The organism is Amycolatopsis sp. CFH S0740, assembly GCF_004522315.1.
GTDB lineage: Bacteria > Actinomycetota > Actinomycetes > Mycobacteriales > Pseudonocardiaceae > Amycolatopsis > Amycolatopsis nivea.
This window is the reverse complement of sequence record NZ_SDLS01000015.1, coordinates 171,567-185,880: the sequence shown is the minus strand read 5'-3', so window position 1 is coordinate 185,880 and position 14,314 is coordinate 171,567. Positions and strand designations below refer to the sequence as shown.

13 protein-coding genes and 1 pseudogene are annotated in these 14,314 nt (G+C 67.7%); 7 read left to right on the top strand and 7 right to left on the bottom strand.

What is annotated here, in order from left to right:
- The first annotated feature begins 11 nt into the window (after positions 1-11).
- Both EIZ45_RS25185 and EIZ45_RS25180 read left to right on the top strand, forming a co-directional pair.
- Positions 12-848, top strand: a complete 837-nt coding sequence (locus EIZ45_RS25185; RefSeq protein WP_134664079.1) for an SDR family oxidoreductase — start codon at positions 12-14, stop codon at positions 846-848.
- Between the two features lie 121 nt (positions 849-969).
- Positions 970-1,626, top strand: coding sequence for a hypothetical protein (locus EIZ45_RS25180; protein ID WP_134664077.1), 657 nt, complete (start codon positions 970-972; stop codon positions 1,624-1,626).
- Between the two features lie 296 nt (positions 1,627-1,922).
- Here EIZ45_RS25180 and EIZ45_RS25175 read toward each other — a convergent pair whose 3' ends face one another.
- The gene (locus EIZ45_RS25175) at positions 1,923-2,579 is read right to left on the bottom strand and encodes a response regulator (RefSeq protein ID WP_037807194.1); all 657 of its coding nucleotides are present in this window, start codon (positions 2,577-2,579) and stop codon (positions 1,923-1,925) included.
- Positions 2,576-4,168, bottom strand: a complete 1,593-nt coding sequence (locus EIZ45_RS25170; protein WP_134664155.1) for a sensor histidine kinase — start codon at positions 4,166-4,168, stop codon at positions 2,576-2,578. The genes EIZ45_RS25175 and EIZ45_RS25170 overlap by 4 nt, the downstream gene beginning before the upstream one ends.
- A 185-nt stretch (positions 4,169-4,353) precedes the next feature.
- Here EIZ45_RS25170 and EIZ45_RS25165 point away from each other — a divergent pair, with 185 nt between their 5' ends.
- From EIZ45_RS25165 to EIZ45_RS25150, 4 genes are all read left to right on the top strand, one after another.
- On the top strand, positions 4,354-5,157 hold the full coding sequence (locus EIZ45_RS25165; RefSeq protein WP_037807196.1) for an ABC transporter ATP-binding protein: 804 nt from the start codon (positions 4,354-4,356) through the stop codon (positions 5,155-5,157).
- A complete protein-coding gene (locus EIZ45_RS25160) occupies positions 5,147-6,022 on the top strand; it encodes an ABC transporter permease (RefSeq protein ID WP_134664074.1) in 876 nt (291 codons plus the stop codon). Before EIZ45_RS25165 ends, EIZ45_RS25160 begins: the two co-directional genes overlap by 11 nt.
- 1 nt (position 6,023) lies before the next feature.
- Positions 6,024-7,079: an ABC transporter substrate-binding protein gene (locus tag EIZ45_RS25155; protein ID WP_037807201.1), complete on the top strand. Its 1,056-nt coding sequence runs from the start codon at positions 6,024-6,026 to the stop codon at positions 7,077-7,079.
- Positions 7,080-7,278: 199 nt separating this feature from the next.
- Complete coding sequence (locus EIZ45_RS25150) at positions 7,279-7,992, top strand: G1 family glutamic endopeptidase (RefSeq protein ID WP_043837749.1); 714 nt, start codon at positions 7,279-7,281, stop codon at positions 7,990-7,992.
- Positions 7,993-8,390: 398 nt separating this feature from the next.
- On the opposite strand, the gene EIZ45_RS25145 is transcribed toward EIZ45_RS25150, so the two are convergent.
- From EIZ45_RS25145 to EIZ45_RS47660, 4 genes and pseudogenes are all read right to left on the bottom strand, one after another.
- The gene (locus tag EIZ45_RS25145; RefSeq protein ID WP_134664073.1) at positions 8,391-8,711 is read right to left on the bottom strand and encodes an antibiotic biosynthesis monooxygenase; all 321 of its coding nucleotides are present in this window, start codon (positions 8,709-8,711) and stop codon (positions 8,391-8,393) included.
- A 43-nt stretch (positions 8,712-8,754) separates the two neighbouring features.
- The gene (locus EIZ45_RS25140; RefSeq protein ID WP_106961501.1) at positions 8,755-9,429 is read right to left on the bottom strand and encodes a DUF1345 domain-containing protein; all 675 of its coding nucleotides are present in this window, start codon (positions 9,427-9,429) and stop codon (positions 8,755-8,757) included.
- Positions 9,430-9,455: 26 nt separating this feature from the next.
- Positions 9,456-9,833 carry a helix-turn-helix transcriptional regulator gene (locus EIZ45_RS47665; protein ID WP_370318178.1) on the bottom strand — a complete coding sequence of 126 codons (378 nt, stop codon included), beginning with the start codon at positions 9,831-9,833 and terminating at the stop codon, positions 9,456-9,458.
- 1,935 nt (positions 9,834-11,768) lie between these two features.
- A pseudogene (locus EIZ45_RS47660) lies at positions 11,769-12,263 on the bottom strand (ATP-binding protein); the annotation flags it as partial.
- A 358-nt stretch (positions 12,264-12,621) separates the two neighbouring features.
- Here EIZ45_RS47660 and EIZ45_RS25130 point away from each other — a divergent pair.
- Complete coding sequence (locus tag EIZ45_RS25130; RefSeq protein WP_134664069.1) at positions 12,622-13,719, top strand: S1 family peptidase; 1,098 nt, start codon at positions 12,622-12,624, stop codon at positions 13,717-13,719.
- 87 nt (positions 13,720-13,806) lie between these two features.
- On the opposite strand, the gene EIZ45_RS25125 is transcribed toward EIZ45_RS25130, so the two are convergent.
- Complete coding sequence (locus EIZ45_RS25125; protein ID WP_043837742.1) at positions 13,807-14,214, bottom strand: SsgA family sporulation/cell division regulator; 408 nt, start codon at positions 14,212-14,214, stop codon at positions 13,807-13,809.
- Positions 14,215-14,314: the final 100 nt, after the last annotated feature.

Here is a 14,314-nt window from a genome sequence, read left to right as displayed (position 1 = left end):
GTGGGGAGACGATGAAGGACTTCTCGAACAAAGTCGCAGTGATCACCGGAGCGGGCTCGGGCATCGGGCGGGCGCTGGCGCTCGAACTCGCGTTGCACGGCGCGCTTCTCGAACTGTCCGATGTCGACGCCGAAGGGCTCGACGGAACCGTGCGGGAAGCCCGCGAACGCGGAGCCGAGGTGCGGGGGCATTCCCTCGACGTGGCCGACCGGGCCGCGGTTCTCGCCCATGCCGAGGACGTCGCGCGGGAGCACGGCCGGGTCAACCTCGTCGTCAACAACGCGGGCGTGGCGCTCGGCGCGACGGTCGAGGACATGACGTTCGAGGATTTCGACTGGCTGCTCGGCGTCAACCTCGGCGGCGTCGTCAACGGCACGAAGGCATTCCTGCCGCACCTCATCGACTCCGGCGACGGGTACGTCGTCAATATCTCCAGCGTGTTCGGATTCGTCGGAGTGCCTACGCAGAGTGCCTACAACGCGGCGAAGTTTGCCGTTCGCGGATTCACCGAGTCGCTGCGCGAAGAAATGCTCGCGGCGCGGCATCCGGTCGGCGTCAGCTGCGTGCACCCGGGCGGGATCAAGACCAACATCGCCCGCAACGCGCGCGGCGGAGCGGCCGGCGACCAAGCCAAAGCGGCGGCCGGATTCGAGAAAATCGCCCTTACCACACCGAAGAAAGCGGCCGAGACCATCCTGCGCGGCGTGCGCAGGCGGTCGGCGCGGATCCTCATCGGACCGGACGCCTACGTGATCGACGCGATCCCGCGCGTCCTCGGTTCGGCATACCAGCGTCCGCTCGCGGTTTTGGCGCGCCAGGGACTCAAACGCATCGAGCGGAACGGATAACTCGTTGCGACTGTCCGCATTCTTGATCACCCGATGGAGTTGCATTTTCACCGAAACCCTCGGGAATGTCGCAGAATGCTGCGAGTCCACTCGTGTGTCCGCACCCCGGAGGTAGCCCTCGATGCTGCGCCTTGCCGAGCGCCGATTGGCCGCGCCCGCCGACCGCGCCGCCGGGGAACTGGTCGACCGCACCGGCATCATCGCCGCGAGCCTGCCGCGCGGGCCCCGGCTGCCGGACGAGGCCGCGCCGGAGACGAGCTGCGAATCGACCCAGCAGATCCCGGTGATCGCCGGGTGCGCGCCCGCCGAGGAACGCCCGCGCGCAGTCGCGTCGCGGCGCCGGGCCCGGGTGTGGGTCGGCGCCGGGCTGGCCGTGATCCTGGTCGGACTCGGCTGGCTCGCCGGAGGGTTCTTCACCGGCGCGCTGCCCGGGCAGCCTGCGGATGATGCCGTCGTGCAAGCTGAACAGCGTGTTCCGATCGCGGAGCAGCAGATTCCCGTGCCGTCGACGATCACGCCGCCGGTGACGCAGACCGCGCCGCCGGTCACGGTGTACGTCCCGGTGCCCTCACACGACACCCCGGTGCGGCGGCACAACCCGGTCCACTCGACCACGCCGCGCGCGACGTCGGCTCCGGATTCTTCGGAGCAGGCCGATCCGCGCGCGGACCTCGCGACGCCCGCGCCGAGCAAGACCCCGGCGCGGACGGGCATCGACCAGTTCCTCGACTGGAAACCGTGGCTCGACGCGGCGCAGCGGATGGCTGGCGGTCGCTGAGAATCAGCTAGTGGACGGTGGCTGGGGTCGACGGCTGCTGGAAGAGCATGGGCTGCTGACTGCGGTTGCTGGGCGGGGTGAGGTTGGCGAGCGGGCTGACTGCGGTTGCCGGGTGAGTCGAGACCAGCAGCGGGTTGGCTGTGGTTGCCGGATGGGTCGAGGCCAGCAAGCGGGCTCGCTGCGGTTGTCCGGTCAGCTGATTCGCTGCTGGCTTGCGGACCCGCCGGGGTCAGCCGCGACCCCTCGGCGGTCGGCAGGCGTGCGTTGGTTGCGAGGGCAGCCGCGGGGCGTCGGGGTCAGCCGATCCAGTCGTATTCGTGTTCTGGGCGTCCGGTCGCGCCGTAGCGAAGCCGCATTTCCACTGCTCCCGACTCTGCCAGCGCGGTCAGATAGCGCTGCGCGGTGGCACGGGCCATGCCGAGTTCGCGGGCTACTTCGGCGGCCGAGAGCGGGGTCGGCGAACCGCGCAGGCGCTCTGACACCAGGCGGGCCGTCGCGCTTGACTGGCCCTTTGGCGTCGCCGCGCGGTCCTGGTCGTGGAGGGCTCGGAAGGCGCGGTCCACGTCGTCTTGGGACATCGGGCGTTCGGTCGTGACCAGGCCGCGGTATCGGGCGTACGAGGTGAGGCGTTCCGACAACTGGCGCGTGGTGAACGGTTTGATCAGGTAGTTCAGGGCCCCTGCGCGGATCGCGGCGGAGATGGACGCGGCGTCGGTGGCGGCGGACAGCACGATGGTGTCCGTTTTCAGGTCGGGCAGGACGGAAAGGCCGGGCTCGTCCGGCAGGTAGACGTCCAGCAGCACCAGGTCCGGGGCCAGTTCGCGTACGCGGGCGCGGGCTTCGGCGGCGGTGTGCGCGACCCCGGCGACGGTGAAGCCCGGTACCTCCGACACGAATCCCGCGTGCACGCCGGCGACGCGGAAATCGTCGTCCACGATGAGGGTGCGGATCATGCGTCGGTCTCCTCGGGTCGGTCCAGCAGGCCGGGAAGTTTGGCGACGAACAACGCGCCGGTCGTCGCGCCGCCGGGGTCGGCGAGCCATACGTCGCCGTCGCGGGCTCGGGCGGCTTGGCGGGCCAAGGCCAGTCCGAGGCCGTGTCCGGGATTGAGCTTTGTGGACACTCCCTCGTCGAAAAGCTTGCCCCTTAACGCATTGTCGATTCCTGGTCCGCTGTCCACAACGGACACGTGCAAAGTGGAGCCATCGGCGAGCAGGCCGATCTCGACCCACGCGGGGCGGCGCGGGCCCATGCGGGCGGCGTGCAGGGCGTTGTCGACCAGGTTGCCGATCACGGTTCCCGCGGCGATCGGGTCGGTCACCGAGGCGGGGACCCAGGCGTCGTCGGCCAGTCGCAGTTCCATGCCTTTTTCCTGTGCCTGCTCGGTTTTCGCGACCAGCAGGGCTTGCAGGTACGGATCGGTCACCCGGTCGTCGAGCGGTTCCGCGCGCGAGGCGGTGGTCTCGGTGAGGGTTTGCAGGTATTCCTCGGCTTCGGCGTGGTGGCCCAATTGCAGCAGGCCGGACAGAGTGTGCAGGCGGTTCGCGAACTCGTGCCGTTGCGCGCGGAGACCGTCGGACAGCGAGCGGATGCCGTCGAGTTCTCGGGTGAGGGTGTCGAGGTCGGTGCGGTCGCGGAAGGTCAGGACGGTGCCCAGCGCGCGTTCATCCCGTTGCACGGCGCGGGAATTGATCACCAGGACCCGGTTTCCGGCTACCGCCAGGAGGTTGTCCACGGGCCGTCCTTCGGTGACGGCTTTGTGCACTCGCGGGGACAGGTCCAGGTCCTCCAGCGGTGCACCGACGGGGAGCGGGGTGCCGAGGAGGCGTTCGGCCTCATCGTTGCGGACGGTCACCCGGTGTTCCGCGTCGACGGCCAGCACGCCTTCGCCGATGCCGTGCAGGACGGCTTCGTGTTCGTAGAGCAGTTCGGTCAGTTCGTGGGGTTCGAGGCCGTGGGTGACGCGGCGCAGACGGCGGTTGAGCAGGGCGGACGCACCCGCGCCGAGCAGCAGCGCTCCTCCACCGAAGACCATGGTCAGGATGAACCATCGGTTGAAATCGCTCGTGAGTTCGCCGATCCGGTAGCCGACGCTGACCTCGCCGACGACTCGCGAACCCTGCCGGATCGGGGTCTTGCTGCGCACTGACGGACCCAGCGTACCCGCGTCGAACTCGCTGACCACATCGTTGCCCGCGATCACTTCCGCCCATGACGTGCTCACCGGTTTGCCGACCTGGGCCAGCGTCGGGTGAGCCAGCCGGATGCCGTGATCGTCCGTGATGACCACGAACAGCAGCGCGTCGTCCGTCCGCGTCTCGGCTTCGACTCGCTGCTGAAGGTCCTGGTTGGGTTTCCGGGAGGCCGCACCGGCGATCACCACGGGCTCGGTGGCGACCGATTTCGCGATCGCGAGTGCCCGCTGGCCGTACTGTTCGGTCAGCGTTGTGCGCAGGAGCGAGCTGACCAGCGCGACGCCGAGGCCCACGACGAGGACCACCACGCCGATCTGCAACAGCAGCACCTGACGGGTGAACCGCATCCGCGGAAAGAGCGCCCACTTCGGCATGTCAGGGAACATACCCCCAGCTCAGCGCTGTGCGCTAAACGAGCAAAACGTGGAGAACGCGCAGAGTGCACGCAGAACGTCGACAAGCTTCTCGCACCGCGAAACCCGAACTTAACCTGCCTCGAGCGAGTCCCCACCGTGACGAAGGAGTCACCTCGATGGCCCCACTCATCGAACTGATCGGCGCCACCAAAAGGTTCCCGAGCGGATCAGGTTCTGTCCACACCGCTGTCCGCGAGCTGACCATGACCGTCGAACCGGGGGAGTTCGTCGCCGTGGTCGGGCCGACCGGGTGCGGTAAATCCACCACGTTGTCCCTGGTCTCCGGGTTGCAGCCGCCGTCGGCGGGCCGGGTCGTCGTGCACGGTTCCGATGTGAAGTCCATTCCGGACGGCGTCGGCTACATGTTCCAGACCGATGCGGTGATGCCGTGGCGTTCGGTGCTGGACAACGTCGCGTCCGGGCCGCGGTTCCGCGGTGCCTCCAAAGAGGACGCCCGGAAGAAGGCGGCCGACTGGATCGGCCGCGTCGGGCTGGCCGGGTTCGAGAAGTACTACCCGCACCAGCTTTCCGGCGGGATGCGCAAGCGCGTCGCGTTGGCGCAGACGCTGGTCACCGAGCCGAAAATCCTGCTGATGGACGAGCCGTTCTCCGCGCTCGACGTCCAGACTCGCGCGTTGATGCAGGACGAGTTGCTCCGGCTGTGGTCCGGCACCGGAGCCGCGGTGATCTTCGTTACGCACGACCTCGACGAGGCGATCGCGTTGGCGGACAAGGTGGTCGTGCTGACCACCAGCCCGGCGACGGTCAAGGACGTCTTCGAGATTCCGCTCGAGCGGCCGCGCAAGGTGGAAGACCTGCGGCTGACCGAGGAATTCCGCAAGCTCTACTCCGACATCTGGGAATCGCTGCGCGGCGAGGTCGACAAGGCCCGCCAGAAGGGAGCGACCGGTGTCGCTTGAGACTCAGACCGCGCCGGCGCCGGTCTTCGAAACCGAACAAGACATTCTCTCCCGGGCGAAGCGCTCCGCCGGGCGGCACAAGCGCAACGTCTGGCTGCTGCGGCTGGCGATTCTCGTTGCGTGGCTGGGACTGTGGGAGATCGCGGGCCGGTTCTGGATCGACCCGTTCTTCTATTCGATGCCGTCGAAGATCTGGGAACGGCTCACCGAATGGTTCACGACCGGAACCGACTTCGGAACCATTTGGTACCAGATCCTGGTGACCGTCGAGGAAGCCGTGATCGGGTTCGTGCTCGGCGCGGTCGCGGGCGTGATCTGCGGGGTCATTCTCGGCCGCAGCGCGTATCTCGCCGAGGTGCTGGCTCCGTTCATCAAGGCAGCCAACGCGATGCCGCGCATCGTGCTCGCCGCGCTGTTCGTGATCTGGTTCGGACTCGGGCTGTCCTCGAAGGTCGCGACGGTGTTCGTTCTCGTGTTCTTCGCGGTGTTCTTCAACGCCTTCACCGGCGCCCGCGAGGTGGACCGGAACTTGATCGACAATGCCCGCATTCTCGGTGCGACGCGGTGGCAGGTGCTGCAGTCGATTGTGCTGCCCAGCGCGACGTCGTGGATTCTTTCGTCGCTGCACGTCGCGTTCGGCTTCGCCTTGATCGGTGCGGTCGTCGGTGAGTACACCGGCGCCAAGGCGGGCATGGGCTTCCTGATCGCCAACGCGCAGGGCACGTTCGACACCGCCGGGGTTTACGCCGGGATGATCGTGATCATGGTCGTCGCGCTGTTCGCGGAATGGCTGATCAGTTCGGCCGAGCGCAAACTGCTGCGCTGGCGTCCGCAGGTTTCGGCCCAGGCGAGCCAGGGGATCTGACATGCGGCTGAAAAGGACACTCGCGGTCGCGGCGGCCGCGCTGGTGACCGTGGCCGGGGTGAGCGCCTGCCGGGATTCCCGGGAGATCGACCTCGGCAACGGCGGACGGCCGCACATCAAGATCATGGTCGGCGGACTGTCCAAAGTGATCTATCTGCCGGGGCAGCTCGCGAAGCAGCTTGGCGAGTACCAGAAGCAGGGCCTTGACGTCGAACTGTTCGACCAGCCGTCCGGGGCCAACGCGGAAACCTCGCTGCTGGCCGGGGAAGTGCAGGGCGTGGTCGGGTTCTACGACCACACGATCGACCTGCAGGCCAAGGACCAATGCATCACCAGCGTGGTGCAGTTCGCGAATGTGCCGGGGGAAGCGGAAATGGTCGCGACCCCGAAGGCCGGGCACATCAAGTCCGGTGCGGACTTCCGCGGGAAGAATCTCGGCGTGACGTCGCTGGGGTCGTCAACCGACTTCCTCACCAAGGCGCTCGCCAGCCGAGGCGGCGTCGGCAGCAAGGACTACACGCCGGTGAAGGTCGGGGCCGGGCAGACGTTTATCTCTGCCATGCAACAAGGTTCGATCGACGCGGGCATGACCACCGACCCGACCATCGCGCAGCTGACCAACACCGGACAGGCCAAGGTGCTCTACGACATGCGCACGCCGGAAGGCACGCGCGCGGCGCTGGGCGGGCTTTATCCTGCGAGTTCGCTGTACATGAGCTGCGAAATCGTGAAACGCTATCCGGACGTCGTGCAGAAACTCGCCAACGCGTATGTGAATTCGCTGAAGTGGCTTTCCACGCACACCGCGGAACAGGTGGCGGATCTGATGCCCCCGTCGTTCGCGGGCGGGGACAAGGCGTTGTACATCAAGTCGCTCAAGGACAGTCTGCCGATGTTCACCAAGGACGGCCGGATGGACCCGTCCGGCGCGCAGAACGTGCTGAAGGTGCTGGGTGCGTCTTCCAGCAACGTGAAGCCCAAAAAGGACAAGATCGATTTGTCCAAGACGTACACCACCCAGTTCGTGGACGCCGCGCACGCCCGTACGGCGCGGTAGTCCACTTCGGAAGGAGTCCGTGCCGGCCCGCTGCCTCCCCAGGCGGGCGGGCACGGACTTCCGTGTACACAAAGGAGAATCGGGACATTTGGTGAAGATTTCCCGAGATGTGAACACCCTTCGAAAGTAGCTACCAACCCGGGCGAGCGAAATTCAACACTGGTACGCGCAGGCACTCCCGTGACCAGATTGGATGCCCATGAGTTCACGATCTTTCCGTCGTCCCCTCGGATTGCTGGCGGTCGGCGCGTTCGCGGCCGCGACCCTCGTGGCAGGCGCGGGAGCCGGGCCCGTCACGTTCGGCAAGCACTTCCACGGAAACCACTACTCCGGCGGAAACTGGGGCGGCTACGTCAGTTTCGGCAGTTTCACCACCGCGACCGCGGGCTGGACCGAACCGGCGGCGACCTGCAATTCCAGCAACGACCTGTTCGCGCCGTGGGTCGGCATCGACGGCGACGGATCGTCCTCTGTGGAGCAGACCGGCGTCGCGACCGACTGCTCCAGCGGCAGCCCGCAATACCAGGCGTGGTACGAAATGTACCCGGCCGCACCGGTTTACTACTCGGCGAGCGAGGCTCCGGTGAAGGCGGGCGACCACATCACCGCGACGGTCACGCGCAGCAACAACAGCTACAAACTCGACCTGAAGAACGACACCCAAGGCTGGACGAAGACGACCACGCAGTCGTTGAACGCGAAGCACTCGTCGGCGGAGGCGATCATCGAATCGCCGTCCGATTCGTACCCGGCGATCAACGGCGGCGTGAAGTTCGACGGCGTGAAGTTCGACGGCAAGAACCTCGCCGACACCAGCCCGCAGGGCCTCAACGCGGACGACGGCGGCAGCGCGACCTGGACCCCCGGCGCGATCGGCTCGGACGGCCAGAGCTTCACCATGACCCGGCAGTAGAAAGCAAGGCCCTTGAGGGAATCCGATTCCCTCAAGGACCCCTGAGGGAATCCGGTTCCCATGCCGCGGACTTAGGGCGGCGTTGTCGGGGTAGCCGAGGCAGGTCTGCCCAGTTCGGAGTTGCTGCACGGCTGGGCGCGAGGTGTGTCGTCCGTGAGGGCCACCTTGAGGGAATCTGATTCCCTCAGGGGTCCCCTCACGTACCTGAAGAACCCGTCACGTAGTCGCAGAGCGGGCATTTCGACGGCTGTGGTGTCTTGGATGGGGACGCAGCGTTCCGTCAGGAGCTTTCGCGAGCTTCCTGCTGCCCGTCGATGCGGGCACACGCGCCTTGACTACCCCCGGGCAGTGTCGTCCTAAGTCCCTGGCATTGGGATCCGATTCCCTCAGGGGCCCCTTCACGGACGTGCGAAACGGTAGGCGCGTTCGACCCGGGAGACCTGGACGTCGAACTCGCGATACCACTCGGCGCGGCCCTGGTTGCGGGTTTCGGTGTGCTCCAGGTTGGTGCGCCATCCGGCGATGGATTCCTCGTCCTGCCAGTACGACACGGTGATGCCGAGCCCGGACTCGTCGCGGACGGAGTTGATACCGAGGTAGCCGGGCTGTTTCGCGGCGAGTTCGGCCATAGCGGCGGCGCGCTCGGCGTAGCCGCGGTCGCCGTCGGTACGCCGGGACGTGAAGATCACCGCGTAGTACGGCGGTTCGGGAAGCTCCATGGCCGGAGATATACCTCTCGGACGCGGGCGAGGCCAGCGGGTTTCAGCCTTGGAGGCCGTTGACCGCCCAGGCGAACACCATCAACGCGAGCAGCAGCGAGATCCCGGCCTGGACCATCATGGTCATTTTCGCCCAGATCCGCAGCGGCATGACGTCGGTCGGGCTGAACGCGGTGGCGTTGGTGAACGACGTGTAGAGGTAGTCCAGGTACCGCGGTTCCCATTCGGCTTTGGCCATCGACGGGTCGCTCATCTGCGGAAACTGCAGGTCGGGGAAGTCGGCCCGGCCCGCCGCGCGCCGGGCCGGGCCGCCGCGGTCGAACTCCCAGTACCAGAGCGAGAAGACGACGATGTTGGTCCAGTAGATGACCACGCCGCTGATCAGCACCTGCACCGCGTGCCCGCGTTGCGCGCCCTGTGCGATCCCGATCACCAGTTGCACCGCGGACGCGCCGTTGAGCACGCTGACGACGGCGAGCGCGGTCAGCGCGACCATGCGCTCGACGATGTTGAACTCGGTGAGCCGGCCCGGGTTCAGCAACAGCAGCGCGATGATCAGCACCGCGGTCAGCGAGGGCAGCAGCCACCACGGGTGCAGCACCATCTCGTCGGGCAAGGCGAGCTGCAGGGCGAGGGTTCCGATGACGACGGCCGCCGCGGGCCACCGGGTTTCGCCTTTGGTCGCCCGCCGCCAGGCAGGCACTGGTTTATCAGCCACGTGCACACGGTAGGACGGTGTGCTCGTTACCGCGCGGTTTCCGGTGACGGCAGTTTCCTCGCGACGTCCGTGCGGCTTCGCGCGCCTAGCTTGCGAAGCACCTTCGCGACGTGCTGCTCCACCGTGCGCGGAGACAGGAACAGTCCGTCGGCGATCTGACGGTTTGTCCGGCCTTCCGCGAGCATCTCGGCGACTTCGCGCTCTCGCGGCGACAGCTCACGACCGTAACCGCGACGGCCGCGCTGTGACGGTGCCCAAGCACCGTGTTCGCGAAGCACGTGATGACAGCGGCCAGCGTCGCGCGTGGCACCTAGCTGTACGTACGCAGCTGCGGCCTGACTGAGCGCAGCTGTCGCACCGCTCTGTCCTGCTTCGAGACGACAGCGCGCCGCGCGTTCACGCATGCCGGTGGCGAGGTACGGCATCGGCAGCTCTGCGTACGCGTCGGCTGCGGTGTCGAAGAGCGTCGCGGCCGCTAGGTGTTTCGCGCGGGCGTTTGTCAGGACGGCGCGGCCAGCGTGCAGGGCGGCAGTGGCGAGGGGTGCGTCGCGGTCTTCGATGCCGCGCGCGAACTCTTCGACGAAAGCGTCGGCGTCATGCCAACGGTCTGCGCGCGTGTACGCCTCCGCGGCGGCTGGGACGAGCGACGCTGCCCAGACCCACACGCCTTTGCGACGTGCGGCGTCGACAGCTACATCGGCGGCTTCGCAGGCCGCGGCGACGTCGTCGGTCGACAGGTGCACGCCGATCAACACCGAAGCCGCGCACAACACAACGGGGATAGGGCCTTCGCCCGGACGGTGTGCCGAGGCGTCGGCCAAGTGTCTTCGCGCTGCCGCGAACTCGCCGCGCACCGCGGCCAGCCCGCCCAGCACCAGCGACGTCTCCATGACGATCGCGCCCAGCGCCGGGTGCCGGGTACGGACGTCTTCGGTCGCCTCGGCCAGGCCGTCCCAATTGCCGCGGAACCAGGCAAGCCGTACTTCGGTGCCTTCGATCAGGCCTTTCGGGTACAGCGCACCGGCTTCGGAAGCCCGGCGCAGGCCTTCGGCGACCAGCTTTTCGGTCCGGTCGAGGTGGCCCGACCACGATTGCGCGTCGGCGAGATTGCACCACAGCCGGGCCAGCTGGACGCGCTCGGCAACGCTCGGCGCGGTGTCCGGCATCGCCTGAAACTCCGCCCACGCCGAACCGTCGCCGATGTGCGCGGCGGTCGCGATCCGGTCGCCGGTGAGCGCGAGCCGCAGCTCGGGGTCGGTCAGTCCGGAGTGGACTTCCCGGGCGCGGCGCATCCACTGCTCGTGCCAGGACAGCGGGGTGAGCCCGTCGAACGGCAGCGCGAGCAGGTTGATCCCGCGCGCGGCCAGTTCCGGCCGGTCCGCCAGCTCGGCGACGGCGCGTTCCACCGCCGCGCGCCCCTGCTCCAGCCGTCCAGCGACGCGGACCAGCAGCATGCCCAGCGCGAGCCGGATCGTCCCGTGCACGGCTGGCGGCAGCGGCCGGTCTTCGAGCACCTTTTCCAGTGTCAGATGGACATCGGGGCGGAAGACACGCAGCGACACATCGCTGAGTTTCTTCGCCAACCGGCCGACCGCGTCCTCGTCGGCCTTCGCGACGATCGCCTGCAGCAGATCGATGGCGCGTGCGGTATCGCCGTGCGCGATCGCTTCGTCAGCCGCTTGTTCCGCGTAGTACTGCCATTCCTCGACGCGTCCGGCGGCCTGCGCATGGGCGGCGAGCAGCGACAACGGTTGACCAGGAAGGTGCATTGCCTTGGTGTGCAACAATTTCCGCTCGGACGCGCTGAGACCATCGTACACGGCTTTGCGCGCGAACGGATGTCTGAAGCCGTAGCGATTGTCGTCGACCTCGTCCAACAGCCCGTCCGACAACGCGCTCTCGTTCTCGGCCAACCCGGCCAGTTCGTTCAGCACCGACAACTCTGCGGGCATGTTGAGCACGGCGGCGGCTTTGGTGCGCTGGACTGCGGCCCTAGGCAGCGCGGACAGCTGCCTGGACACCGATTCCTGAAGCGCGGCAGGAACTTCCAGCCGATCCAACGCCGACTCAGTCAGTTCAACGCCCCGCAACGCGCGGAGAGTTTCTTCAGCGACAAAAGGAATCCCGGCCGTGTACTCGTGCAGCTTCGCGGCGAACTCGGCGCTGATCCGGGGCAACCCCAGGAGGTCGCAAGCCATCGCGGTGACCGCCGCGGCATCCAACGGACCGAGCGTCACCTGCGCGCTGTGTACTTCTGGCGCGGTGCGAACGCGCGAGTTCCCAGCGCGGCAAGTGGCGACCACGCCCAGTTCCGGCGGCCAGTCGACGGCGAGGAAGCGCAACAGGTCGCCGGTCCCCGGGTCGGCGCGATGCAGATCGTCGATGAGCAGGACGGTCGGGCCGCAGGCGATCAGCAGTTCCCGGAACGCGCGGAACACGCGATGCCGCCCGGCGCCGGCGTCCGGCAGCGGTTCCGGCGCGGGCGGCAGGACGTCTGCGAGTTCCGGCAGAAGTGGTTGCAGCGCACCGGCAACCGGGCTCAGCGGTCCGAGCCGATCCCCGGCGGAGCGCAACGCTTCCAGCACCGGACCGTAGGGAAACGGCTCGGCCAATCGCGGGCACGCGCCGCGCAGCACGCGGACGCGGGAAAACTCCGGGCGCGCGGCGAGTTCGGCGAGCAGCCGGGTTTTGCCCATTCCCGGCGCGCCCTCCACCAGCACCGCGGCGGGTCGGTGTCCGAGAACTTCGGCGACGGCGGCGAGTTCGCGGTCCCGTCCGGCGAAAGCCGCCGGACGCGGACGCACGGACACCACCGTCGGAACGGCCGGCCACATCACGACCTCCCCAGCGAGCATCTTGTCCGTTTCGCCCGGAGCTTAAGCAGTGCGCGGGGCGGGGTAAACCGACTCTCGACGGGAGTATGCGCACGCTCCTCACACGTCTGCCTCCGCACGGTAACCAAATGGCAGAAGAAAACCCGGCGCGCGGTCACAAAGAGTGCGAAACCTCGTGGAGTTCGCCGGTTCAGCGGAACAACCCACGGACGCCCGCTGCCGCGGCGAACGCTCGGTAGTCGCGCAAGTCCCTACTTAAGGATTGCTCCGCTACCTATTCTCGCGCCCCCTTATTGCAGTGGATTGGACCACCGCCGCACCCTTCGAGGCCGGGGGGAACCGAATGCGAGGGAGAAGCATGAAAGCCATCAGATTCCTCGGCGCCGCAACCGCTGCCGCGGCGGTGACGGCGATCTTCGCCGGCGTCCCGGCCGCCAGCGCCGCCCCGCTCAACCCCGACATGGTCCCGGCGATGCAGCGCGACCTCGGCCTCACCCACGGCCAGGCACTCGCCCGGCTCACGAACGAGGAGGCCGCGAACAAGGTCGGCGCGGCACTGGAGAAGTCTCTCGGCGAACGCTTCAGCGGCACGAGCTTCAACGCGTCGACCGGCAAAGCCGTGGTCTCGGTGACCGACGCGGCGCTGGTCGACCAGGTGCGCGCGGCCGGCGCCGAGGCACAGGTGGTCCGGTTCAGCGCCCGGCAGCTCGACTCGACCGTGCAGACGCTCAACGCCCACGAGAAGGCGGCACCGAAGTCGGTCACCGGCTGGGGCATCGACACCGCGAGCAACCGGATCAGCCTGACTGTCCTCAAGGGACAGCGCGGCGCGGCGGAGCAGTTCGTCCGCCAGTCCGGTGTGGACAGTTCAGCGGTGACCGTGACGGAGACCTCGGCAGTGCCCAAGGCGCATTACAACGTGCTCGGCGGGGACGCGTACTACATCGGCAGCTCGTCCCGCTGTTCCGTCGGATTCTCGGTGAACGGCGGCTTCCTGACCGCGGGCCACTGCGCCGCACTCACCGGCGGCGGCGCGCTGTCCGGCTACAACCGGGTCGCGATGGGCCAGTTCACCACCTACCGCTTCCCCGGCGCGGACTACGCGGCCGCGCGGGTCAACAGCAACTGGACCCCGGTCGGCCAGATCAACAACGGCACCCGCGTCGCCGGTTCCACCGAGGCCGCCGTCGGCGCTTCGGTGTGCAAGTCCGGTTCCACCACCGGCTGGACCTGCGGCACGATCCGCGCCAAGAACCAGACCGTGCGCTACCAGGAAGGCACCGTGACCGGCATGGTGCTCACCAACGCCCGGTCCGACCACGGCGACTCCGGCGGTTCGTTCATCAGCGGAAACCAGGCGCAGGGCATGGTTTCCGGCGGCGACACCGTCAACAGCTACTACTACCCGGTGAACGTCGCGCTGTCGGCTACCGGCACGACGCTCGTCCGCGGCTGAGTCCAAACGCGACAAAGGCGGCTCGAGTGCCTCCAGCGCACTCGAACCGCCCTTGTCCGCATTGCCGCGGGATCGGCAGGTCTTCGGTCAGACGTTGCTGATCTCCTCGATCAGCCCGTCGATGTCGAAGTGCTCGCTCTCGGCTCCGAGCGGCACCAGTTCGTAGGAGGATTCGAGGAACGCCTCGAGGTCGGCGCGTTCCAGCTCGAACGACGCGTAGCCGTCGGGCGACTCGATTTCCAGCGTCAGCAAGGCCTCGTCCTCGGACAGGTCGGGCCGGATCCGCACGTCGCCGATCCCGGTCGGCTCGTCCAGCCCGGTCACGAGCAGGTCGCGGGCGAACGTCCACTCGATCCACCGGCCCCGCTCGGTCCGGAACGCCACGGTGACCGCGTAGGGCTCCGCCACGTGGAAGGAGAGGCGGGACAGCACCGGCGTAGTGCTCTCGTTCAGCAGTACGAACTGGGTCTGGTGTACGGCGTCGGTGGTGTGCACGGCTGCTCCTGGAGTCCTCCGGTCGTTCGCGCCTCGCGAACTGGTCGGCAGGGAGATGATCGACTCGGGAGCACATGACGTCGTTCCGCCGACGTTCACG